Source organism: Bradyrhizobium sp. USDA 327 (genome assembly GCF_041262065.1).
GTDB classification, from domain to species: domain Bacteria; phylum Pseudomonadota; class Alphaproteobacteria; order Rhizobiales; family Xanthobacteraceae; genus Bradyrhizobium; species Bradyrhizobium liaoningense.
In genome coordinates this window covers 3,926,014-3,948,692 of record NZ_JBGCCW010000001.1, presented here as the reverse complement: position 1 = coordinate 3,948,692, position 22,679 = coordinate 3,926,014, and the positions used below count along the sequence as shown (strand labels likewise).

The following is a 22,679-nucleotide window of genomic DNA, read 5'->3' as shown; positions in this document are numbered from 1 at the left end:
TCTGAATCAAAGCGAACGCCAGGTGTGCGCCTAGCGTATCATGGCATGGAGAGCGCCTGTGCCGGTTCAGAACGCTGAAATCGCCGAGATGTTCGACCAGACCGCCGAGCTCCTGGAGATCAAGGGCGACAATCCTTTCCGCTCCCGCGCCTATCGAAACGCGGCCCGTCTCATCGAGCGCCTGCCGAAGAGCATCACGAGCTTGCTGAAAGCAGGCGAGGATCTCTCCGAGCTACCGGGGATCGGCAAGGATCTCGCGGGCAAGATCGAAACCATCGTCGCGACGCACAAATTCGATGTGCTCGACCGGCTCAAGCGCGAGCTGCCGGGTGATCTCGGTGAGATCGCGGCGCTTCCCGGGCTCGGTCCCAAGCGCGTGAAGCTGCTGTACGACAAGTTGGCTGTCCGTTCGCTCGAGGATTTGCGGCGGGCGATCAGGTCGGGACGATTGCGGGAGCTGAAAGGCTTCGGGGCCAAGAGCGAGGAGAAGCTCGCGGCCGCGCTGGCCAAGCCGCAGGCGGAACGGCGCTTCAAGCTGTCAGAGGCCGAGGCTGAAGCGGAGGCGCTGTTGGATTATCTGCGCAGTACCAAGCCGGATCAGATCGCGGTTGCCGGAAGCTATCGCCGCAGGCGCGATACCGTGGGTGATCTCGACATCGTCGTGGCCGCGCACAACGGCGTGGCGATCGGCGACAAGCTCACCAGGTACGAGAATGTCGCCAAGGTCCTCGCGCACGGCCCGACCAGAACGACGGTAGTCCTCCGCTCTCGCCTTCAAGTCGATCTGCGGGTCGTCCCAAAGGCGAGTTACGGGGCGGCGCTGATGTATTTCACGGGATCGAAGGCCCACAACATCGTCCTGCGCGGCCTTGCCAATGACCATGGCTGGAAGCTCAATGAATACGGCCTGTTCGATGGCGAGCGACGCATAGCAGGCGCAAGCGAAGAGGAAATCTACCGCAAGCTCAGCCTTGCGGCGATTCCGCCGGAAATGCGCGAGGATCGCGGCGAGATCGCCCTTGCAAAGGCCGGCAAGCTTCCCAGGCTGATTGCACTCGACGATATCAGGGGCGACCTGCATGTCCATTCCAACTGGAGCGATGGTACGGCGCCGGTTGCGGACATGGCAGCCGCCGCGAAAAAGCGAGGCTACGACTACATCGCCATCACCGACCACAGCCGGCATGTCACGGTGGCCCATGGCCTGGATGCCGCTAGGCTGGGTCGTCAGATCGATGAAATCGACCGATTGAACGAGAAGCTGGACGGCTTTGTCATCCTCAAGGGAGCGGAGGTCGACATCCTTGCCGATGGGCGCCTCGACCTGCCGGACAAGATCCTGTCGCGGCTCGACATCGTCGTCGCGGCCGTGCACTACAAGTTCGATATGTCTCGTAAACTGCAGACCGAGCGCATCATCCGCGCGATGGACAACAGTCATGTGTCCATCATTGCCCATCCGACGGGGCGGCTCATCGGCGAGCGCGAACCCTATGAGGTGGACGTCGAGGCGATGGTCGCGGCCGCCGCCGCCCGCCGCTGTTGTCTCGAGCTGAATGCTGATCCCGACAGGCTGGACCTCACGGACCTTCACGCCCATGCGGCGAAATCGGCAGGCGTCAAGCTCGCCATCTCGACCGACGCTCATGCGGTGGCTGGATTCAACAACATGCGATTTGGTGTCGATCAGGCACGCCGCGGCTGGCTGGGGGCGTCCGACGTGATCAACACGCTGCCGTTGTCCAGTCTGCGAAGACTGCTGAGGCGCTGATTTGGCTCTTTGATCCCAGTCAACGTGACGTCGGGCCGCCGTGGAAATCTCATCGACGACTGAAACACGTGAGGTTTGCGATGCGGTGCGTTGTAACTTTGAAGGACGGGAGCGCAATGGAACGGGCCATGGGCGCGCTGGCGAAGTACCGGTACACAGCGGGCGGCGAACTCGCTGCCCCGGAGGGACATCCGCGGGAGTGGAGAAAGTGGCTGCTTGAGATCAACGCGGCAGAGCTCGAAGCGATCCGGGACCACGTCGATGACGGAGATGTTATCGACGTCAAGCCGATCAGCGGATGAGGCTGCGTCGAGTTGCATTGCCCTGGGGCCCGAATTCCCGATCTATGCACAAGACCTCTCGCGGGTTGGGCGTGGACTGTAAAGGACTTGGTCTGGCCGATGTTCCCGGCGGATATAGGCACGCGGGCGAGCCATGACTCGCTTCACGATGGCCAAGGCGCGCATGGGCGGCCTGTCAGGTCGCGCCCGGGTTGCGGCACAACAGTAGGAACCTTCATCGCTAGCCTGAGTTGGCCGCACGGGCAGGGGCCAAAAGTCACACGAGGCCAATCGTGCAAGAAGACGTGCGCGTGCGCAGCACCGCGCAGATCGCGGGTCATCCCATTCATCCGATGCTGGTGCCGATCCCGATCGCGTGTTTTGTCGGGGCGCTGCTGACCGACATCGCCTATGTCGTCAGCGCCGAGATCATGTGGGCGGATTTTTCGGCCTGGCTTCTGCTCGTCGGCGTCATCTTCGGCGTCCTGGCGGCCATCGCGGGCCTGACCGATTTCCTCGGTAACCGGCTGGTGCGGGCGCAGCCGCCGGCCTGGCCGCATTTGATCGGCAATGCGGTGGTGCTGATCCTGGCGATCTTCAACTCGATGATCCACACGCGCGATGCCTGGACCTCGGTGTGGCCGAGCGGGCTCGTTCTGTCCGCGATCACCGTGCTGATCCTGCCGATCACGGGCTGGCTCGGCTGGGCCATGGTCTATCGCCACGGCGTGGGAGTTGCGCGATGAAGCACTTGTTCACTCACACGCTGTTGTGCTCGTCGCTGCTGTTTCTGGCCGGCTGCAATGACGGCAGCGGCGATCCCAGGGCGCAAGTAGGCGCCAACCCGACACTCCCCGACATCCAGCAATATTTGGTGCCGCCGATCCATATCGCCCGCATCGTCGGCTGGAAGAAGGACGAGACGCCGACCGTCGCGCAAGGTTTGCAGGCCAAGGCTTTCGCCACGGGCTTGCAGCACCCGCGCTCGCTCTACGTGCTGCCCAATGGCGACGTGCTGGTGGTGGAATCCAAGGCGCCGAAGGGGGCTTCGATCAAGCGGCCCAAAGAGATCGTGATGGGCTTCGTCGAGTCTTGGGCGACCTCCGGTGGCGATACCGGCGCGAGCAATCGCATCACGCTGCTGCGCGACAGCAATGGCGACGGCGTGCCGGAGACGCAAAGCGTCTTCCTCGACCATCTCAATTCGCCGTTCGGCGTCGCGCTGGTCGGCAACGATCTCTATGTCGCCAACACCGATGCGGTCGTCAGATATCCCTACACGGAAGGGGATACGAAGATCACCGCGCCGGGCACGGTGCTGACGCCGTTGCCGGGCGGACCGATCAACCATCACTGGACCAAGAGCCTGGTCGCCAGTCGCGACGGCTCGAAGCTCTATGTCGGCGTCGGCTCAAACAGCAACATCACCGAGAACGGCATGGAGGCCGAGCACAACCGTGCCGCCATCCTCGAGATCGATCGCGCCAGCGGCCGCTGGCGCGTGTTCGCAAGTGGTCTGCGCAACCCGAACGGCCTCAGCTTCGAGCCGCAGACCGGCGCACTGTGGACGGTGGTGAACGAGAGGGACGAGCTCGGTCCCGATCTCGTCCCCGACTACATGACCTCGGTGAAGGACGGCGGCTTCTACGGCTGGCCCTACAGCTATTTCGGCCAGCACGTCGATCCCCGCGTCAAGCCGGAGCGGCCGGATCTCGTCGCCAAGGCGATCGTGCCGGACTATGCCCTGAGCTCGCATGTCGCACCGCTCGGGCTCGCCTTCAACACCGGCACCGGTCTGCCGGCCGCCTATCGCGGCGGCGCGTTTGTCGGCGAGCACGGCAGTTGGAACAGGCATGTGCTCAACGGCTACAAGGTCGTGTTCGTGCCGTTCACGGACGGCAAGCCGAGCGGTCCGGCGCAAGACGTCGTCACGGGCTTTCTCAACGGCGACAACCAGGCCCGCGGCCGCCCGGTCGGCGTCGCCATCGACAAGACCGGCGCGCTCTTGGTCGCAGACGACAGCGGCAACACGGTCTGGCGGGTGACGGCGGCGCATCCGCAGCTGACGCAACGTTAGACATTGAGAACGGGAGGAGTTCGACAATGGGCCTTGCTCAATATGCCATCGTGCCGGTGCAGGACGAATGGGGCGTGCTGCATGACGGCGACGTCAAGAGCCGATACGCCACCAAGGAAGCCGCCTTCGAGTCGGCGGTGGCCGCGGCGTCCCTGGCCCTTCGTGAGGGACATGAAGTCCATGTCAGCGTGCCTGGCCGCGAAGCCGGCGACAATGCGCTGGGTGTGTAGAGCGCTTGGCCGCAGAATAGCGTTCGAGAGAAGGAGGCCGCGATGACCAAGCTTCGCGAGCAGAACGGCGTCGAGCCGCCCCGGTCCGAGGACGACATCCAGCGCGAGCAGCTCGGTCCGCGCGGCGTGCCCGGTGCGCCTGACCCGGCCAAAATGACGCCGCAGCGCGCCAAGAAGACGCCGAAGCACATCGATCCCGGCCACACCTCCTGACAATCGCTCTGCGGCTGGCGCCGCGGTGCCATTCGGAACCGACATTCCCGCTCGTCCCGTATACCGGGTATGACGTGCCGCCGGGCGCGATCTGCGCCTCGTGGGCAGGCGACGTTTGGAATGCGGTTCTTGAAATCTGACGGCAGGCTCATCGGCGTCCTGCTGGTGCTCGCGATCACGCAGCTGGTCGGGTGGGGCACGATCGGCCTTCCCGCCATCGTCGGGCGCGATCTCGCCGCAGATCTCGGCATGAGCCTGCCGGCGGTGTTCGCCGGGACGTCGGTCCTCTACGTCTCGATGGGACTGTGCGGCCCGTTGCTCGCCAAATCGTTTGCGCGGCATGGCGCGCGGACGGTCATGATGGTCGGCACGATCGTCACTGCGCCGGGCTTCGTGCTGCTGTCGCTCGCGCGCGAGCCGATGCTTTATTTCGCCGCGTGGATCGTGCTCGGCATCGCCGGCAGCGCCACGCTGTCGACCGGCGCCTATATCATGCTGAACGAGGTCGCGGGGCGGCGGGCCAAGAGCGCGATCGGCGCGCTCATGCTGGTGACGGGCCTGTCCAGCAGCATCTTCTGGCCGACCACCTCGTTCCTGAGCGGTCACCTCGGCTGGCGGGGGACGTGCCTCGTCTACGCGGCGATGATGCTCGTCGTCAGTCTCCCGCTCTATGCGTTTGTCGCGCCGCGCCGGTCCGTCGCGAAGGACGATGGCGCCGAGCCAACAAGGCGGTCGCGGCCGCCTGCGATTCCAAGGAGCACGTTCGGCCTCGTCGTCGCCGCGATCACGCTGAACGCCTTCGTCACTTTCGGCATCAGCGCCATCCTGATCGAGCTCTTGCGGGCGGAGGGGCTGGCGCCGGCTCGGGCGCTGGCGTTCGGCTCGATGCTTGGCGTGATCCAGGTCAGCGCCCGAGGGCTGGATTTTCTCGGTGGAGGCCGATGGGACGGGATCACGACCGGGCTCGTTGCGGGCACCGCATTGCCGGTCGCCATGCTGCTGCTGATGATGAGCGATGGCGCCACCTGGGCGGTCGCGGTGTTCATCCTGCTCTATGGCGCCGGCAGCGGCGCGATGGCGGTGGCGCGGGCGACCATCCCGCTCGTGTTCTACGACCAGGCCGAGTTCGCCAAGGCCATGTCGATGATCGCGCTGCCGCTCAATCTGGCATCGGCGGTGTCGCCGCCGCTCCTCGTCGGCCTGCTGACCCAGTTCGGCAGCCGCGGTGCGCTCGCTCTCACCTTCGTCTTCTCCTGCGCCGCGGTGCTGATCCTGGTCCTGCTCGGCCGCCGCCGGCCGCGGGTGGTCGCGGCGGGCGCAACTTGAGACGTCGAGGCGATATTCGCGGTGCGGAAAGTTGCGGGCAGGAATTGGCGCTGCTGCCCGGCAGGAGATGGCCGTATGCCGTCAGTGCAGTGCTCAGGGCACGAAAATAGTGTATCCGCAGGGAGCGTGGCCTTTCGATCTCGCCGCCACGCCAAGATCAGTTCCCCGGAGGAAATCGACATGTCGGCCTTGCCGCTCTCAGGCATCAAGATCCTTGACCTCACCCGCGTGCTTGCCGGGCCTCTGTCGGCCCAGATGCTGGGCGATCTCGGCGCGGAGGTGATCAAGATCGAGCGGCCGGGCACCGGCGACGACGCGCGCGCCTTCGGTCCCCCTTACCTGACCGACCCCGAGGGCAAGGCCAACAACAACAATTCGTTCTACCTCTGCGCCAATCGCAACAAGAAGTCCGTCACCGTCAACATCGCCAAGCCGGAAGGGCAGGCGATCGTCCGGGAGCTCGCCAAGGACGCCGACGTCTTCATGGAGAACTACAAGGTCGGCGATCTCAAGCGCTACGGCCTCGACTACGAGACCATCAAGGCGATCAATCCCGGCATCATCTATTGCTCGGTGACCGGCTTCGGCCAGACCGGGCCGTATGCGCCGCGTGCCGGTTATGACGCCATCCTGCAGGCGATGGGCGGATTGATGAGCGTCACCGGCCATATCGACGGCGAGCCGGGCGAGGGCCCGATGAAGGTCGGCCCGTCGATCGTCGACTACATGACCGGCATGAACTCCTCGATCGGGATTCTCTCGGCGCTCTACCATCGCGATGCCAATGGCGGGCAGGGACAGCACATCGACGTCTGCCTGTTCGACACCGTCATCGCATCCTTGTCGCACTGGCTGCAGATCTATCTCGTCAACGGCAAGACGCCGCCGCGCCGCGGCACCTGGGGCAATGGCGGCATGCCGGCCGGCGTGTTCCGCTGCGCCGACGGCGAATTGATGCTGGTGGTCGGCAACGACGGCCAGTTTCAGCGCACCTGCGCGGTCCTCGGCGAGCCCGAGCTCGCGAACGATCCGCGCTTCGTCAAGAACAACGACCGTGTCGTGCACGGCAAGGAGATCATGGCGATCTTCGCCGGCCTGTTCCTGAAACAGCCGGTGGCCTACTGGCTGGAAAAGCTGGAGGAGGCCGGCGTGCCGTCAGGTCCGATCAACAATTTCGAGCAGGTGTTTTCCGATCCGCACGTCCAGTCGCGCGGCATGCGGGTGAAGGTCGACCACCCCTTCAAACCCGATCTTTCGCTGGTCCGCAACGCGCTGACCCTCTCGGAGACGCCGATCCAGACCTACCGCGCCCCGCCGCTGTTAGGGGAACATACCGAAGAAGTGCTCGGCGGCAAGCTCGGCTATGATGCCGGCAAGATCGAGCAGCTGAAGCAGCAGGGGATCATCTAGCCGGAGGGAGCGCGAGCCTCGGCGCGACCGTGCGACGGCGAGGACCCACGCGCCATGCCGGGGCTTGCCTGAGGCTTGCGCACAATCCCCAAATAATCCCTGTCCGTAGTCGCACAGGCTTCCCCTTCGCGCGAGACTCTGATTCGATCTCTCCACTTGAGTTCGGGAGGGAAGCAAATGTCCTACACGATCGGGTTCCAGGCCAAGGACCAGAAGGCCATTCTGGCGACTGAGGCGGCAACGGCCAATCAGGCCGTCGCCATCGTTGCTGCGCTGCGGCAAAGCGCCGACGAAATAAAGTTCATCCGCTCGCCGCAGGAAGGCGAGATGGGTATCGAGATGCTGCTGCTGCTCGCCAAGGAAGAGGCCGAGGAGATGCCGCAGCAGGCGTAACCGCTGTCGCTGCTACAGGCGGAATTCCGAGGGTCTTGCCGCAGGCGGGACTGACCTCGCGCGGCTTTCGACCGATCTTCGGTTGATCAACGCGCATCCCGCGCCAGGGCGCGCGGCTTTGCCTCGACCTTTCCCGCCGTCAGTGCCATCGTCGCGACGCTGACCACGCGCGCGACCACGTCCTCGACGTCGTCGAGGTCGCATTTGCCTTCAGACAGCTTCGTCAGCCGTTCGCTCTCGCGGATGGTGTGGTGCGCCATCGCGAGCGCGAAGTTGAGGCCCCAGTAGATATCGACCTCGCTGCGCTCGGGCAGGGCGCGGAGCATCGCGCCGGCGAATTTCCGCAAATGGTCGATCTCACGGTTCTTGATGCGGCGGATCGGCGGCACGGATTCGATCGAGGCGCGGATCATGAAGCGCGCGGCGGTGGAGCGCTGGTTCTGCGGGCCAAGGCAGCCGCGCAAGGTCGGCCCGACCAGCGCGCGCAAGATCACCTCGATCGGCGCGCGGCCGCCGCCTTGCTCTTCCGCCGCCTTCAGTTCGCGCAGGCGCTCGCGGTTGGTGGCGATCGAGCGTGTGACGAACAGCTCCGCGATCAGCTCGTCCTTCGAGCCGAAATGATAGTTCACCGCCGCCAGGTTGACATTGGCCTCCGCGACGATGTCGCGCAGCGTCACGTCGCCGAAGCCGCGATCGGCATAGAGCCGTTCGGCGGCGGCGAGAATGGCAGACCTCGTATGATCGCTGGCCATGGGAGCCCTCAGGGAGGGGAGTTGCAATTCAAACAGTTGTATGAAACCATCGTTTGAAGGTCGGGAAAAGTCAATCCGCAATCAGGACTCGTTCGCAACTGCGATGGGTTCCGGTGCGCCTCGCAGCTTCGCGCATTCGCGCTTGCGGGCCGCGCGCGGCGGGAGGACAGTCCGGCGCAAAAGGGTTTGCGAGAGAGAAAACGAGGAGCGTCCCATGGATTTTGATCTGTCCACCAAGCAGAAGGAATGGCTCGATCGCGTGCGGTCCTTCATGGCCAAGCACGTGCGCCCGGCAATGCCGATCTACGACCAGCAGGACAAGAGCGGCGACCGCTGGAAGGTCATCCCGATCCTGGAAGACCTCAAGAAGAAGGCAAAGGCCGAAGGCCTCTGGAACATGTTCATGCCGCCGAACGAGCATGAAGATGATGAATTCCGCGGTGCGGGATTGACCAATCTCGAATACGCGCTGTTGTCCGAAGAGATGGGCCGCATCACCTGGGCCTCCGAGGTGTTCAACTGCTCCGCGCCTGATACCGGCAATATGGAAGTGTTCATGCGCTACGGCACCAAGGAGCAGAAGCGCAAATGGCTGCGTCCGCTGATGGACGGCGAGATCCGCTCGGCCTTCCTGATGACGGAACCGGCGGTCGCCTCGTCTGACGCCACCAACATCGAGACCCGCATTGAGCGCGACGACGACCACTACGTCATCAACGGCCGCAAATGGTGGTCGTCCGGCGTCGGTGATCCCCGCTGCAAGATCGCGATCCTGATGGGCAAGACCGATTTCAAGGCGGCCAAGCACCAGCAGCAGTCGCAGATACTGGTTCCGCTCGACACCCCCGGCATCAAGGTCGAGAAGATGCTGCCGGTGTTCGGCTTCGACGATGCGCCGCACGGCCATGCCCAGGTGCTGCTCGAGAACGTGCGCGTGCCGAAGGAGAACATCCTGCTCGGCGAGGGGCGCGGCTTCGAGATCGCGCAGGGCCGTCTCGGCCCCGGCCGCATCCATCACTGCATGCGCACCATCGGCAAGGCCGAGGAGGCGCTGGAGAAGATGGTGAAGCGGCTCACCTCGCGCACCGCCTTCGGCAAGAAGATCGTCGAGCACAGCGTGTGGGAGCAGCGCATCGGCGAAGCCCGCACCAACATCGAGATGACGCGTCTTCTGTGCCTCAAGGCCGCCGACATGATGGACAAGGTCGGCAACAAGACCGCGCAGGCCGAGATCGCCATGATCAAGGTCGCCGCGCCCAACATGGCGCTGAAGATCATCGACGAGGCGATCCAGGCATTCGGCGGCGCCGGCGTGTCGGACGAGGCCGGCCTTGCCAAGGACTACGCCCACATCCGTACGCTCCGTCTCGCCGACGGTCCCGACGAGGTGCACAATCGCGCCATTGCCAGGCTCGAGGTTCGGAAGTATGCAAACTCTCCCAATCATTGAGAGGGAGGGCCGGGAGGCGCTCCCGATCTGAAGAAACGACAGGGCATGATGCGGTGACCGCTTGACGCAAGTGCGTCAGCGGTTACCGATTAGGATCATGCTCGACCTTTGATGGTCAGGACTGAAGAGGGAGCGTCACCGTGGCTGACGGCGTCAGGAAAGACGAGGAGTTCTCGGGCACCAAGCCGGTCGAGGAGCGGCATCGTTTCGACGAGATGCGGCTCGAAGCCTGGATGCGCGAGAACGTTGAAGAGTTCGAGGGTCCGCTGGTCGTCCTGCAGTTCAAGGGCGGCCAATCCAACCCGACCTACCGGCTCGACACCCCGAAGCGCTCTTACGTGATGCGCAGGAAGCCGTTCGGCAAATTGCTGCCGTCGGCGCATGCGGTCGATCGCGAGTATCGCGTGATCGCGGCGCTCGGCAAACAGGGCTTTCCGGTCGCGCGCGCCTATGCGCTGTGCCAGGACGACAGCATCATCGGTGCCGCCTTCTACATCATGTCGATGGAGGAGGGCCGCGTGTTCTGGGATCCGACGCTGCCGAGCCAGGCGCCGGACGACCGGCGCAAGATTTTCACCAGCAAGATCGAGACGCTGGCGAAGCTCCACATGTTCGATCCTGTTACGATCGGCCTCGGCGATTTCGGCAAGCCCGGAAACTATTTCGCGCGCCAGATCGACCGTTGGACCAAGCAGTATCGCGCCTCCGAGACGCAGCACATTCCCGAGTTCGAGAAGGTCGCCGAATGGCTGCCGAAGACCGTGCCGGAGCAGGCGCGCGTCTCCATCGTCCATGGTGACTATCGCCTCGACAACATGATCTTCCACGCGACGGAACCGCGCGTGCAGGCGGTGCTGGACTGGGAGCTGTCGACGCTCGGCGATCCCATGGCCGACTTCACCTACCTGTTGATGCAGTGGATCATGCCGGGGCTCGAGGGCGCCGACCTCAAGGCGCTCAACATCCCGACCCTGGACGAGGCGGCACAAATCTACTGCAACGTCACGAAGATGACGGTGCCCGATCTCAACTGGTACTTCTCGTACAATCTGTTCCGTCTCGCCGGCATCACCCAGGGCATCGCCGGCCGCGTCCGCGACGGCACCGCGGCGAATGCCAAGGCGCTGGAGTCAGCCAAGCGCACCGTGCCGCTGTCGAAGGCCTCGTGGGAATATGCGCAGAAGGCGGGCGCGGTGTAGGTAGAACGAAGGCGCGGCCGACGTGGCCGCGCCTTTTTCGTATTTTGGTGGAGCGCTCTCTCCACAGACTCTCTGTCATTGCCCCCGAAGGCGGGCAATCCAGTATTCCAGAGACGCGAGTGCTTGAACCGAGAAGCCGCGACGTACGGGATGCCCCCGGTCAAGCCGGGGCATGACACTGGTGATGAAGCGAGCTCATTCCACATTCATTGCGAGCGACTTGCCCGCCATAGCTCGAAGTGCGACGGCAGAAGCGAAGTAATCCAGGATATTTCCGCGGAGGAGGCATCCTCGATTTCGTTTCGCTCCATCGAGGCTACAAGGGTCCGCGCGTGCGTCGCGCCAGGCCCAGCTTGTCCAGCGACAGAACCTGACCATATCTCCTTTCCACGGAGAATGATCATGGTCCAGCAACTGCGCATCTACGAGATTTTCGAGAAGAACAAGGCCGCCTTCCACGCTCGTTTCCGCGATCACGCCGCCCGCATCATGCGAACCCGGTACGGCTTCCAGATCGTGGCGATGTGGGAGACAACATTCGGCGAACGGACCGAGTTCGCGTACCTCCTGGAATGGCCGGACGAAGCGGCCAAGATTTCGGCATGGGCGGCCTTCATGGCCGATGCCGAGTGGGCCGAGATCAAGCGGGTGACTCACGCGGAGCATGGACTCATGGTAGGTCAGATCGAGGATCGCTTGCTTGTGGCGGTGGACTACTCGCCGTCGCTCGGCCTCCCGCACTGATCCGTCTTCGGAGCCGCGCCTATGATCGATCACGCCACCCTCGTCACCTACGTCCTCATCGTGCTGGGCTTCGTCTTGATTCCTGGCCCGGCGACGCTGCTCACCCTGGCGCGCGCCGCAAGTTCCGGAACGAAGGCCGGCATCGCGACCGGTGCCGGCATCGCAGTCGGTGACCTGATCCATACCTCGATGGCGATCGTCGGCCTGTCGGCGATCGTCGCGACCTCCGCGCTGCTGTTCAGCATCGTCAAGTATGCGGGCGCTGCGTTCCTGATCTATCTCGGCATTCGCGCCATGCTCGACAGGGCGCCCATCGAGCTGAATGGCGGCACGCCTGCGATCAGCGCGGGCCGCGCCTTTCGGCAGGCCGTGCTGACCGAGGTGCTTAATCCCAAAACTGCGCTGTTCTTCTTCGCCTTCTTGCCGCAATTCGTGAGGCCGGAGCACGGTTCGACCGCAGTTCAGCTTGCGATCCTCGGGATCGTCTTCGTGCTGCTTGGCTTGCTTAGCACCGTCGTCTTCGCCGTCGGCGCCGGTCGTCTCGGCAGTCTCCTGCGCCGCCATCCAGCTGTGGTGAAGTGGCAGGGCAAGGTGGTCGGGACCATCTACTGCGCGGTCGGCGTGCGGCTGGCCTTGCAGGAGCGGTGAGGCGGGGCGCTCCGTGCCCGCACACTCCCCGTATTGCGAGCGACGGGGGAAGTTACTTTGCTGCCGTCGACGGCTAGGGAATGTAATCTTCGAACTCCCACTTTCCGAGGCGGCTCAGTTTTTCCGCCACTTCCTTCCAAGACGTTCCCGAGCATTCCGCACAATAGGCTTCGACGAACGCTTGGAGCCGGGGATAGTCGTATTGCTTCACGAAGACATAGTGCCTCCCGATCATGAAGTCAGCCTTCATGTTCGAACTAAACCAGTCGGGCGTGCAGAGCATGAAGTCGAAAGACTCTTGTCCTGGTCCGTCGGCCGGGCCGACGATAGCCATTACCAGGATTCCAAATGGTCCGTTTGGCGAGAAAGCCTCAAGCGGATCCGCGTCAGGACTGTGAAGAAATCTCAGTTTGGCAACAACCATGGATGGACCATCGTATGCGTTTTTTAGGTGAGCAAAGGGCGCGTAGCGCTGTGCCCACCATCCTTGTGATGGATACAGATTGTGGGCACGCTCCGCTTTGCCCACCCTACGGCAGCATCGCCTCCGGCTATCCCTTCGCACAATGCGCGATCAGCTTTTCCACGAAGCCTGCGCATTTCTCCAGCTCCGCCATCTCCACGAACTCGTCCGGCGTATGCGCCTGCGCGATCGATCCCGGGCCGATCACCACCGAGGGGATGTCGGCCATGCTGGCGAACAGGCTCGCCTCGGTGCCGAAGGCGACCTTGGCATGGTCGTTGCGTCCCGCAAGGCTCTTGGCCAGCGTGACGATCGCGGCGTCGGCCGCGGTGTCGAGCGCGGGATAGTCGAGGATCTCCTCGAAATCGATGCCGCACTCCGGGTGCCTTGCCTTCATCGCGGGCGCGAGCTCGGCCTTGGCCCAGGCGACGATCGCGTCCGTGACCTCGCGCGACTCGGTGATGCCGATACCGCGGCATTCGAAATCCACCGTGCAGGTGTCAGGCACGATGTTGAGCGCGGCGCCGCCATGGACGATGCTGGTGAGCAGCGTCGAGTGCGGAACGTCGTAGAGGCTGTCGTTCGCCCGCGCGGCCGCAAGCTTCTCGGCACGGCGGCGGATCTCGATGATCAGCTCGGCGGCATATTCGATCGCGTTGACGCCGTCGGGCGCGATCGAGGAATGCCGAGCGAGGCCGCGAAATGTGGCGCGCACGCCGTGCTTGCCCTTGTGGCCGATGATGACCTGCATCTGCGTCGGCTCGCCGATGAAGGCGCCGAGCGGCTTGATCTTCTTCTTGGCGACCTCGCGCAGCATCGGCCGCACGCCGACGCAGCCGATCTCCTCGTCATAGGAGATCGCCAGATGAATCGGTGTCTTGAGCCCGGCCTCCAGCATCTCCGGCACCATGGCGAGGCACACCGCGACAAATCCCTTCATGTCGGTGGTGCCGCGGCCGTAGAGCTTTCCGTCGCGCTCCACCAGCTTGAACGGATCATGACTCCAGTCCTGGCCCACGACGGGCACCACGTCGGTATGGCCCGACAGCACCATACCGGGACGATCCTCCGGCCCGATCGTGACCCACAATGCGGCCTTCTCGCCGGTCTCGTCGACGATGCGCTCACCCTTGAGGCCGAACGCGGCGAGATAGCTTTCGATATGGGCGATCAGGGGCAGGTTGGTGCGGTCGCTGATGGTGTCGAAGCCGACGAGGTCGGCGAGGAGTTTTCGGATCCGGTCGGGTCTTGAGCTTGGCATTGTCTCGTTCTGTCGGGGGAATGGAAGCTGAAACGCTTGCAGGAACCATACCAATGTGGCGCCCGGTCGGGCAAATCAACATCGCAACCGCCATCCCGGGGCGATGCGCAGCGAGCCCGGAATCCATCGGGCCGCATCACGCGTGGTGAAATGGATTCCGGGTTCGCGCCTTCGTCGCGCCCCGGAATGACGAGGGAAGAGCTACCAGATCTTGCGTTGCCCGTCGGGCAAAACACCCAAACCGTCGGTCAAGACGCCGCGCCGAAAATATTCCGCTTTACCGAAATTCGGAAATGGCGTATGTGGCGCCGCAACCCGGCCCAAGGAAGAGGGGCGTATCGCGATCGTCACGAACGCGGGCCGGGCGGCGGTGGACGCAGATGGCGTTGGCGCGAACGGGCTTGCAGGGCGGGAGACCGTGAGCAAGGTGTCGCGCATACGACCGGTGCCATCAGCGTACGGCAAAATCGTGTGGTCCTGGCGCCCGGGGTCTGTGCGCCAAGTCTTGCGGTGACGTTGCGGCCCGACCGGGTTTCGCACCGTCAGTCATCCGCAAGGCGACGGGGGCAATAGTGCATCGCTCCCCGGGGAGAGCGCGACATAAGCCGTAAAAACCACTGCGCAGGGAAGGCCGGACGTTTGGCTTCACCTGTATGCCGCTGTGCAAATTTCTGACTGCAACTTCGCACAGTGGACCGCGGGTGCCAGCCGGCGCCCGGTCTTCCCTGCGCCCTCTTTCACTTGAGGGTGAGGCGACGAAACAAAGCTCGGGCGAGATGCGCCGCGAGGATGCGATCCCATGTCAGTCATTCAACGACGAGGTCGTGCCCCGGACGTTGCGCAGCACGAAGTGATGCGCTGCAGAGCCGGGGCCCATCCATCAGCGCGTTGCGGAGCCTGCTGAATCCCGGCTCTGCGCAGCAGCGTAAGAACGCTGCTGCGTCCGGGACACGGGATCCCAATTAAACCGGCTTGCCCGTATACGGCATCGACGCCGTGAGGCCGCCGTCCACCGGGAACGCCTGGCCGTTGACATACGAGGCTTCGTCGCTCGCCAGGAACAGTCCCATCGCCGCGAGCTCGTGCGGCTGGCCGGGGCGCTTGAGCGGATTGAGCTGGCCGATCTTGTCCTGGGTGCCGCGCTCCTTGGCGCGGTCGAAGATCGGCTTGGTCATGCCGGTTTCGATCAGGCCGGGGCAGACCGCGTTGATGCGCACGCCGGTGCCGGTGAGCGAATAGGCCGTGGTCTGCACCAGGCTGATCACGCCGGCCTTGCTGGCGGCATAGGGATGGCCGCTGGCGCCGGCCTTGAGGCCTGCGACGGAGGCGGTCAGCACGATCGCGCCGGACTGTTGCTTGACCATGTGCGGCATCGCGTATTTCACCGCGAGGAACGGCCCGATCAGGTTGATGCGCAGGATCTCCTGCCAATGCTCCACCGTCTGCTCGGCGAGCGGAACGAGCCCGCCGGAGATGCCGGCATTGGCCCAGATCACGTCGAGCCGGCCATGCGCCTTCACCGCCTTGTCGATCACGGCGATGACGTCCTTTTCGGAGCCGGCATCCGCGATCATGGCTTCCGCGATGCCGCCGGCCTTCTTCACCTCCTCGACGGTCTCCTTCACCGCCTCGGTGCGATCGACTGCGATCAGCTTGGCCCCTTCCTTGGTGAACAGCAGCGCCGCCGCGCGACCGATGCCGCTGCCGGCGCCGGTGATGATGACGGATTTGCCTTGCAGGCGGCCCATGCGTTTCTCCCTTTTGCTCGCGCGCGACGCTTGCCGCGCGACGGAATTTCAAACAAGATTTCAAACGGTAAAGTGTCTTGAGACACGTTCGCTACTGACGTACAGCGACATCAAACGAGATGGAAGGGTTTCGATGGCAGGTGCAGACAAGCCAAATGTGGTCGTCACGCGATGGTGGTGGGTCCGTCACGCGCCGGTGCGCAATGACGGCGGCAACATCTACGGACAGTCTGACATCGCCTGCGACACCAGCGATACCTATGTGTTCAATGCTGTTGCCAAGGTGCTGCCACGCACGGCGGTCTGGTATTCGAGCAATCTGATGCGTACCCACCAGACCGCCGAGGCGATCTGGGCGGCCGGCTTCCCAAGGCCCGCGTCGATGAAGCGGGAAGCGGATCTCGCCGAGCAGAACCTCGGCCGCTGGCAGGGCATGAACCGGGCCCAGTTCATCGCGAGCCGCCCCGTCGGCGCCAGCTGGTTCGCCGACATCAACGAGCCCGCGCCCGGCGGCGAGAGCTTCATGGACCTCTACAACCGCACGCGCCGCACCATCGAGCGGATCACCAATGAGGCGGCAGGGCAGGACATCATCGCAGTCGCGCATGGCGGCACGATCAAGGCGGCGCTGGGGCTCGCGCTCGACGGCCAGCCGGAGCGGGGGCTGTCGTTCGACATCGACAATTGCTCGGTGACGCGGCTGGACTATTTTGCGAGTCCCGAGCGCACCGTCTGGCGGCTGCCGATGGTGAACCAGCAGCCGTGGATTGCGGATGCTGCGCACGCAGCGATGCACCAGCCGGCGGGGCCGGAAGTCAAGAAGCTCGCCTGAAGCGGCTGTCGCTCGCGCGAGCGACATGAGTTTCGGGCCAATCAAATCGTACTCAGGGAGAGACATATGACCTTGTTCGACATGAAGGGGAAAGTCGCCGTCATCACGGGATCGACGCGCGGCATCGGGCTTGCGATCGCCGAGCGCATGGCCGAGCACGGCGCCAAGGTGGTGATCTCCTCGCGCAAGGCCGACGTCTGCGAGCAGGTCGCCAAGGGGATCAACGACAAGTTCGGCAAGGGCACCGCGGTCGCGGTCGCCGCCAACATCTCGTCGAAGGAGAATCTGCAAAACCTCGTCGACGAGAGCAACCGCGCCTTCGGCAAGATCGACGTGCTGGTCTGCAACGCCGCTTCGAACCCGTATTACGGTCCACTCGCCGGCATCTCCGACGATCAGTTCAGGAAGATCCTCGACAACAACATCGTCGCCAACAACTGGCTGATCTCGATGGTGGTGCCGCAGATGATCGAGCGCAAGGACGGCTCGATCATCATCGTCTCCTCGATTGGCGGCCTCAAGGGTTCGACCATCCTCGGTGCCTACGCGATCTCGAAAGCCGCCGACATGCAGCTCGCGCGCAACCTCGCCTGCGAATACGGCCCGCACAACATCCGCGTGAACTGCATTGCGCCGGGCCTGATCAAGACCGATTTCGCCAAGGCGCTGTGGGACAATCCGGAGAACCTGAAAGCCTCGACCTCGCGCTCGCCGCTGCTGCGCATCGGCATCCCCGACGAGATCGCCGGCGCGGCGGTGTTCCTGGGCTCGAAGGCCGGCGACTTCATGACCGGCCAGACCATGGTGATCGACGGCGGCGCGACGATCAGTTGAGCGATAGAGTGTAAAAGAGGCACGCAGCCCATCCAACAACCGGTGTCATCGCCCGCGGAGGCGGGTGATCCAGTATTCCAGAGGCCTTCATTGGAGAGTTCGCTCTTACCACATCCGCCGCGGCGTACTGGATGCCCCGGTCAAGCCGGGGCATGACAGCGAATGTGAGGATGCGGCGTCACCGTGCGAGATTATGCAGACGCCGCCTCACTCCACCGCCGCGTAAACCAGATCCCGCACCAAGGTCCGCGTGTAGTCGCGCTGTCCGGGGCCCTGGCTCATGAACACCGCGAACAGATCCTCCTTCGGGTCGATCCAGAAGAAAGTGCCGGCGATGCCGCTCCAGAAATACTGGCCGACGCTGCCGGGGAACGGCGCGATGCCGGCCTCGCGGCGCACGGCGAAGCCGAGGCCAAAGCCGTGGCCAGGCGAGAGCAGGGTGCCGTTGATCGCAACGCCTGGCCCGAGGTGATCGGAGGCCATCAGCTCCAGCGTCTTGCGGCCGATGACCCTGTTGCCGTCGAGCGTGCCGCCATTGCGTAGCATCAGGCAGAAGCGCGCATAGTCCATCGTGGTCGACACCAGGCCGCCGCCGCCGGACTCCATCACCGGCTGCTCGAGCATGTTGAACAGCGCGACCTTGTCGCCGGTCCAGGGATCGGCCGCGAACGGCTCGGCGAGCCGGCCGGCATTGGCCTCGGATGTGGAGAAGCCGGTCTCGGCCATCTGGAGCGGCGCGAGCACGCGCTCGGTGAGGAAGGCGCCGAGCGTCCTGCCGCTGACGACCTCGATGATGCGGCCAAGGATGTCGGTGGAGCGGCTGTAGTTGAACTCGGCACCGGGTTGGCAGACCAGCGGAAAGCTCGCCACCAGCGCGGCGTGCTCGGCGTTGCTGATCTTGCGGCTGCGGACGCGGGACTCCTGGTAGAGCTTGTGCACGGGGCCGTCGCCCTGGTGCTCGTAGGTGAGGCCGGAGGTGTGGCGGAGCAGGTCCTGCACGGTCATGGGCCGCGTCGGGGGCACCAGCTCCAACTTGCCGTCCTTGACGACGCCGACCTTCTGGCTCGCAAATTCCGGGATGAATTTAGCGACGGCGTCGCCGAGCAGGAGTTGGCCATCCTCGACCAGCGCCATGATGCCGACCGAGACGATCGGCTTGGTCATCGAGAAGATGCGGAAGATCGAATCGCGCGCCATTGCTGCGTCGCCCGCGGGGCTCTGCTTGCCGAGCGCCTCGAACCAGCCGATTTGGCCGCGCCGGGCCACCAGCACGGTGACCCCTGGAACTGTTCCCTTGTCGATCTCGCGCTTGAAGGCGTCCGACAGGGCCTGGAGGCGGGGGCGCGACAGCCCGAGCGTCTCGGGGCGGGCTTCCGGCACAGGCGGGGTCTGGAGCGCGGTGGTGGCCTGTCGGGCCGCTGTGGCGGTCGCTGTCGCGGTCATGGGCACTCCCGGTTGTTTTTCGTTGTCGTCAACGGACTGTGGCCCAGAAACCCCGGCACAAACAAGCGAAGCCGGCGCGGTTCACCCTTGCAAACCGGCCGTCCCTTGTGCTTGAAAGCGCGCCTGATCCGCGGTGACGCGGGTTCGTAGGAGTGTAGCTCAATTGGTAGAGCACCGGTCTCCAAAACCGGGGGTCGCAGGTTCGAGCCCTGCCACTCCTGCCAGTAAAATCAGTCACTTAGATGAGATGCTGGCGGGGTAGGGACAAGGCGTCCCTCGTACGTATCGCCGACAGCCGGTCCAAATATCCGAGGTCCCGCGCCGAGGCCCGCGGGGCGCGCCTCAACGCGCGAGGGTCCGCTCCGCGTCGGGCGGAATTTGGCTGAAATCGACGTTCCGAATGGGAACGCGGCGCAGCAGAGAGACGATGGTGCCGACGAGCTCGAAATAGGTGCGCAGCCGCAGCGCGCGGGACGATCCCTTCAGCTCCGCATTCAGGCTCACGGGGACCTGGACGTAGGAGAGGCCGAGCTGGAGCAGCGAGATCAATGCGCAGATCTGATAGCCGTAGCCGTCGGCCTTGACCGCGATCTGGCGCAGCCATCTCACGGGGTAGACGATCATGCTGTGGTAGTCGGACAGCCAGAAGCCGAACAGGCAGTTCAGGATGAACCGCAGGGAGTGCGACTGGAGGGAGCGGTTGATGGAGCGGTCCGACTGGTTGTCGCGATAGGTGATGACGAGGTCGGCGGCGCCCGCCGCCTTGAACATCCGGGCGATCCCTTCGTTTTGAAAGGCGTGATCGCCGGGAATGAGCGTGATGGCATCGAACCTCGCGCGCGACAGGGCGAATTCGAAGCCGGCGCCGACACCCCGCCGTTCTGCGTTGTGATGCACGATGATGCGTGGCTCGCCGGCCGCGAACTCGTCCATGATCGCGCCGGTGGCGTCGGTGCTGCCATCGTCGATCAGGAAGATCTCGAAATCGTCGAGCAGCTCGCGGGCGAGCGGCAGCACGCCGTCGATGGTGTCGGCGATCTTGTCCTGCTCGTTCAGTGCAGGAATGACGATTGTAAGCTTTTTTGCCGCCCTGGAAGGTGTCATCTTGCGCCGCCGTTGCCGGCTACCCTTGACTGGTAGAACCCCGAGGCAACTCTAGGTCATTCGGACAAGCAGGAGCTGGTCGTTCCGATGGCAGGCATGCCCATCGGCACGCCGAACTTCCAGGTGCCGGACGCCAGCGTCGACGATCCCGTCTTCCGGGCCGCGGTACCGATGGCGCTGCATCTGTGCCGGGACTGCGGCCACCTCCAGATTCTCCATGTCGGCAATCCGGAGATCCAGTACCGCAACTACGTCTATACCACCTCGCTCTCGCTCGGCTTGCGGGAGCATTTCGCAGGCTATGCCAACGACGTCGTCAGCCGCTTCGGGATCGCGCCGGGCTCGCTTGTCGTCGAGCTCGGCAGCAATGACGGATCGTTGCTCGGCTTCTTCAAGGAGCGCGGCATGCGGGTGCTGGGCGTCGATCCCGCTGTCGACATCGCGCGGCGTGCGACGGAAGCCGGGATCGAGACCATCGGCGATTTCTTCACCGATGCGATCGGGCGCCGCATCCTGCAAAGCCATGGTGCGGCGAGCGTCGTTATCGCCAACAACATGATCGCCAATGTCGACAATCTCGATCCGCTGGTGATCGGGGTTCGCGACGTGCTCGCGCCGGACGGATTGTTCGTCTTCGAGACGCAGTACGGCGTCGACGTCACCGAGAAGAACCTGCTCGACACCGTCTATCACGAGCATCTGTCGTATTTTAACATCAAGCCGTTGACGCGGTTCTTCGCGCGGCTCGGCATGGAAGTGATCGACGTTCAGCACATCTGGACGAAGGGCGGCTCGATCCGCGTGACGGTCCAGCGCGCCGGCGGTGCGAAGAAGCCGTCAGCGGAGGTCGCGAAGTTCATCGCCGAGGAGGACCGGCTCGGCGTCGATCAGCCGGCCTACTACGCGCCCTATGTGAAGAGGATCGCGGCCATCCGCGACGAGCTGGTCGCGATGGCCGATGCCGCCCACGCGCGGGGGCAACTGGTCGCCGGCTACGGTGTCTCGGTCGGCACCACGACGCTGCTCCCGCAGTTCGGCCTGGAGAACAAGATCGACTTCCTGGTGGACGACGACCCCAAGAAGGGGAACGTGATGGCGGGCCCGGGTTACGACATTCCGATTCTGCCCCCGGCCGCCCTTTACGAGCGCAAGCCCGCGTTCGTCGTGGTCTTCGCCTGGCGCTATGTCGACCCGATCCGGGCCAAGCACGCCCGCTATTTCGCCGAGGGTGGAAAATTCGTGGTGCCGCTACCGGGTGTTTCCATGGTCGACCGGGCCGACTGATCCGGGCGGCGGGTTGATCAGGGAGGTTCCCGGGGGCCTTGATCCCGCCTCCGCTGGGACCGGGGAATAAGCCCTTGATCCTCCTTGGGCTGTGCTCGGTCGCCGAGGACGCCGGCTTCTCGCCGCGAAGCCCCCCATATCTTGACCTTTGGCCCCATCCGCAGTATTTACCCCGCACTCGCAGCCGGCCCGTTAGACGCGGATCTCCGGCGCGGCTTTGAAATCCCCGAACAATCGAGCCCGGTTTCCGGCTCATCCTTCAAGACAGAGGGCTGGGCTAACGGCGGCTGTTCGGATCCCCGAAATTCATTCGCGTCTGTCGATGGACGTTGGACATCAAACGATGGCAGTCAGCCCGTTCAAGTTCTTGCAGGAAGTGCGCTCGGAGACCGCCAAGGTCACCTGGCCGACCCGTCGTGAGACCACGATCACCACCATCATGGTATTCGTCATGGTGGCCGTCGCCTCGATCTTCTTCTTCGCCGCCGACCAGATCATCCGCTACCTCATCACCTTCCTCCTGGGCATTCACTGATGGCAACGGCAACCGCTCAAGTGTCCGACAAGCGCTGGTACATCGTTCACGCCTATTCGAACTTCGAGAAGAAGGTCGCCGAATCGATCCGCGAGCAGGCCAAGCAGCGCGGGCTCGAGGATCTGTTCGAGCTGGTGCTGGTTCCGACCGAGAAGGTCACGGAAGTGCGCCGCGGCCGCAAGATCGATGCCGAGCGCAAGTTCTTCCCGGGCTATGTGCTGGTCAAGATGAAGCTGACCGACGAGGCGTTCCATCTGATCAAGAACACGCCGAAGGTGACGGGCTTCCTCGGTGCGGAAAACAAGCCGATGCCGATCTCGGAAGCCGAGGCCATGCGCATCCTGCACCAGGTGCAGGAGGGCGTGGAACGCCCGAAGGCGTCGGTGTCGTTCGAGATCGGCGAGAATGTGCGCGTGGCCGACGGCCCGTTTGCCTCGTTCTCGGGTGTGGTCGAGGAAATCGACGAGGCGCGCTCGCGCGTGAAGGTCGCGGTGTCGATCTTCGGCCGCGCAACGCCCGTCGAGCTGGAATTCGGTCAGGTCGAGAAGGTCTGACCGGGTAGCGCGTGAAGCCGAGAGGTTTCGCGCAAAGAGAGGCCGTGGGAGGGAGAGGGCGGTTGCCAGCCGCATCCGACCCAGACCACGAACCTGAAACCGCCGGCGACATGCCGGCACAACAGGA

The 22,679-nt window shown here is 64.2% G+C and carries 24 protein-coding genes and 1 tRNA gene; 19 read left to right on the top strand and 6 right to left on the bottom strand.

The window, feature by feature from the left end; all coding sequences use genetic code 11:
• Positions 1–58: 58 nt before the first annotated feature.
• The 9 genes from polX (at position 59) to ABIA42_RS18365 (ending at position 7,701) form a co-directional block, all read left to right on the top strand.
• Entirely contained in the window at positions 59–1,771 is a 1,713-nt protein-coding gene (polX, locus tag ABIA42_RS18405) for a DNA polymerase/3'-5' exonuclease PolX (RefSeq protein ID WP_370122628.1), read from the top strand.
• A 128-nt stretch (positions 1,772–1,899) separates the two neighbouring features.
• On the top strand, positions 1,900–2,073 hold the full coding sequence (locus ABIA42_RS18400) for a hypothetical protein (protein ID WP_246790101.1): 174 nt from the start codon (positions 1,900–1,902) through the stop codon (positions 2,071–2,073).
• 272 nt (positions 2,074–2,345) lie between these two features.
• Positions 2,346–2,798: a DUF2231 domain-containing protein gene (locus ABIA42_RS18395; RefSeq protein WP_028181119.1), complete on the top strand. Its 453-nt coding sequence runs from the start codon at positions 2,346–2,348 to the stop codon at positions 2,796–2,798.
• Entirely contained in the window at positions 2,795–4,129 is a 1,335-nt protein-coding gene (locus tag ABIA42_RS18390) for a sorbosone dehydrogenase family protein (protein WP_370122633.1), read from the top strand. The genes ABIA42_RS18395 and ABIA42_RS18390 overlap by 4 nt, the downstream gene beginning before the upstream one ends.
• Before the next feature lie 26 nt (positions 4,130–4,155).
• Positions 4,156–4,359: a hypothetical protein gene (locus ABIA42_RS18385; RefSeq protein WP_061030115.1), complete on the top strand. Its 204-nt coding sequence runs from the start codon at positions 4,156–4,158 to the stop codon at positions 4,357–4,359.
• 42 nt (positions 4,360–4,401) lie between these two features.
• Positions 4,402–4,572, top strand: coding sequence for a hypothetical protein (locus ABIA42_RS18380; protein WP_271532511.1), 171 nt, complete (start codon positions 4,402–4,404; stop codon positions 4,570–4,572).
• Between the two features lie 120 nt (positions 4,573–4,692).
• Positions 4,693–5,898, top strand: a complete 1,206-nt coding sequence (locus ABIA42_RS18375; protein WP_271532509.1) for an MFS transporter — start codon at positions 4,693–4,695, stop codon at positions 5,896–5,898.
• A gap of 180 nt (positions 5,899–6,078) precedes the next feature.
• On the top strand, positions 6,079–7,308 hold the full coding sequence (locus tag ABIA42_RS18370; protein WP_271532507.1) for a CaiB/BaiF CoA-transferase family protein: 1,230 nt from the start codon (positions 6,079–6,081) through the stop codon (positions 7,306–7,308).
• A 177-nt stretch (positions 7,309–7,485) separates the two neighbouring features.
• On the top strand, positions 7,486–7,701 hold the full coding sequence (locus tag ABIA42_RS18365) for a hypothetical protein (protein WP_271532505.1): 216 nt from the start codon (positions 7,486–7,488) through the stop codon (positions 7,699–7,701).
• An 86-nt stretch (positions 7,702–7,787) separates the two neighbouring features.
• Here the strand turns inward: ABIA42_RS18365 and ABIA42_RS18360 are convergent, their stop codons facing one another.
• Positions 7,788–8,453, bottom strand: a complete 666-nt coding sequence (locus ABIA42_RS18360) for a TetR/AcrR family transcriptional regulator (protein WP_370122639.1) — start codon at positions 8,451–8,453, stop codon at positions 7,788–7,790.
• Between the two features lie 214 nt (positions 8,454–8,667).
• Between ABIA42_RS18360 and ABIA42_RS18355 the strand changes: the two genes are divergently transcribed.
• The 4 genes from ABIA42_RS18355 (at position 8,668) to ABIA42_RS18340 (ending at position 12,494) form a co-directional block, all read left to right on the top strand.
• The gene (locus tag ABIA42_RS18355; RefSeq protein WP_370122642.1) at positions 8,668–9,903 is read left to right on the top strand and encodes an acyl-CoA dehydrogenase family protein; all 1,236 of its coding nucleotides are present in this window, start codon (positions 8,668–8,670) and stop codon (positions 9,901–9,903) included.
• A gap of 140 nt (positions 9,904–10,043) precedes the next feature.
• Positions 10,044–11,102, top strand: a complete 1,059-nt coding sequence (locus tag ABIA42_RS18350) for a phosphotransferase family protein (protein ID WP_370122645.1) — start codon at positions 10,044–10,046, stop codon at positions 11,100–11,102.
• Positions 11,103–11,504: 402 nt separating this feature from the next.
• Positions 11,505–11,846 (top strand): NIPSNAP family protein, encoded by a 342-nt coding sequence (locus ABIA42_RS18345; RefSeq protein WP_271532498.1) that lies wholly within the window; start codon positions 11,505–11,507, stop codon positions 11,844–11,846.
• A 21-nt stretch (positions 11,847–11,867) separates the two neighbouring features.
• Positions 11,868–12,494 carry a LysE family translocator gene (locus tag ABIA42_RS18340; protein WP_370122651.1) on the top strand — a complete coding sequence of 209 codons (627 nt, stop codon included), beginning with the start codon at positions 11,868–11,870 and terminating at the stop codon, positions 12,492–12,494.
• A 73-nt stretch (positions 12,495–12,567) separates the two neighbouring features.
• Here the strand turns inward: ABIA42_RS18340 and ABIA42_RS18335 are convergent, their stop codons facing one another.
• From ABIA42_RS18335 to ABIA42_RS18325, 3 genes are all read right to left on the bottom strand, one after another.
• Positions 12,568–12,918 carry an immunity 8 family protein gene (locus tag ABIA42_RS18335; RefSeq protein WP_370122653.1) on the bottom strand — a complete coding sequence of 117 codons (351 nt, stop codon included), beginning with the start codon at positions 12,916–12,918 and terminating at the stop codon, positions 12,568–12,570.
• 127 nt (positions 12,919–13,045) lie between these two features.
• Entirely contained in the window at positions 13,046–14,218 is a 1,173-nt protein-coding gene (gene argE, locus ABIA42_RS18330) for an acetylornithine deacetylase (RefSeq protein ID WP_370122656.1), read from the bottom strand.
• A 962-nt stretch (positions 14,219–15,180) separates the two neighbouring features.
• Entirely contained in the window at positions 15,181–15,966 is a 786-nt protein-coding gene (locus tag ABIA42_RS18325; protein ID WP_028182362.1) for an SDR family NAD(P)-dependent oxidoreductase, read from the bottom strand.
• 133 nt (positions 15,967–16,099) lie between these two features.
• Here ABIA42_RS18325 and ABIA42_RS18320 point away from each other — a divergent pair, with 133 nt between their 5' ends.
• Both ABIA42_RS18320 and ABIA42_RS18315 read left to right on the top strand, forming a co-directional pair.
• Positions 16,100–16,798 (top strand): histidine phosphatase family protein, encoded by a 699-nt coding sequence (locus ABIA42_RS18320; RefSeq protein WP_271532491.1) that lies wholly within the window; start codon positions 16,100–16,102, stop codon positions 16,796–16,798.
• 66 nt (positions 16,799–16,864) lie between these two features.
• On the top strand, positions 16,865–17,632 hold the full coding sequence (locus tag ABIA42_RS18315; RefSeq protein ID WP_025037031.1) for an SDR family NAD(P)-dependent oxidoreductase: 768 nt from the start codon (positions 16,865–16,867) through the stop codon (positions 17,630–17,632).
• Between the two features lie 207 nt (positions 17,633–17,839).
• Here the strand turns inward: ABIA42_RS18315 and ABIA42_RS18310 are convergent, their stop codons facing one another.
• A complete protein-coding gene (locus tag ABIA42_RS18310; RefSeq protein ID WP_370122661.1) occupies positions 17,840–19,075 on the bottom strand; it encodes a serine hydrolase domain-containing protein in 1,236 nt (411 codons plus the stop codon).
• A 148-nt stretch (positions 19,076–19,223) separates the two neighbouring features.
• Between ABIA42_RS18310 and ABIA42_RS18305 the strand changes: the two genes are divergently transcribed.
• Positions 19,224–19,299, top strand: a tRNA-Trp gene (locus tag ABIA42_RS18305).
• A gap of 118 nt (positions 19,300–19,417) precedes the next feature.
• Here the strand turns inward: ABIA42_RS18305 and ABIA42_RS18300 are convergent.
• Entirely contained in the window at positions 19,418–20,179 is a 762-nt protein-coding gene (locus ABIA42_RS18300; RefSeq protein WP_370122664.1) for a glycosyltransferase family 2 protein, read from the bottom strand.
• An 87-nt stretch (positions 20,180–20,266) separates the two neighbouring features.
• On the opposite strand from ABIA42_RS18300, the gene ABIA42_RS18295 reads away from it, so the two are divergent.
• From ABIA42_RS18295 to nusG, 3 genes are all read left to right on the top strand, one after another.
• On the top strand, positions 20,267–21,463 hold the full coding sequence (locus ABIA42_RS18295) for a methyltransferase domain-containing protein (RefSeq protein WP_370122667.1): 1,197 nt from the start codon (positions 20,267–20,269) through the stop codon (positions 21,461–21,463).
• Positions 21,464–21,806: 343 nt separating this feature from the next.
• Positions 21,807–21,998, top strand: coding sequence for a preprotein translocase subunit SecE (secE, locus tag ABIA42_RS18290; RefSeq protein ID WP_007611620.1), 192 nt, complete (start codon positions 21,807–21,809; stop codon positions 21,996–21,998).
• Positions 21,998–22,552, top strand: a complete 555-nt coding sequence (nusG, locus tag ABIA42_RS18285; RefSeq protein ID WP_028146088.1) for a transcription termination/antitermination protein NusG — start codon at positions 21,998–22,000, stop codon at positions 22,550–22,552. The genes secE and nusG overlap by 1 nt, the downstream gene beginning before the upstream one ends.
• Positions 22,553–22,679: the final 127 nt, after the last annotated feature.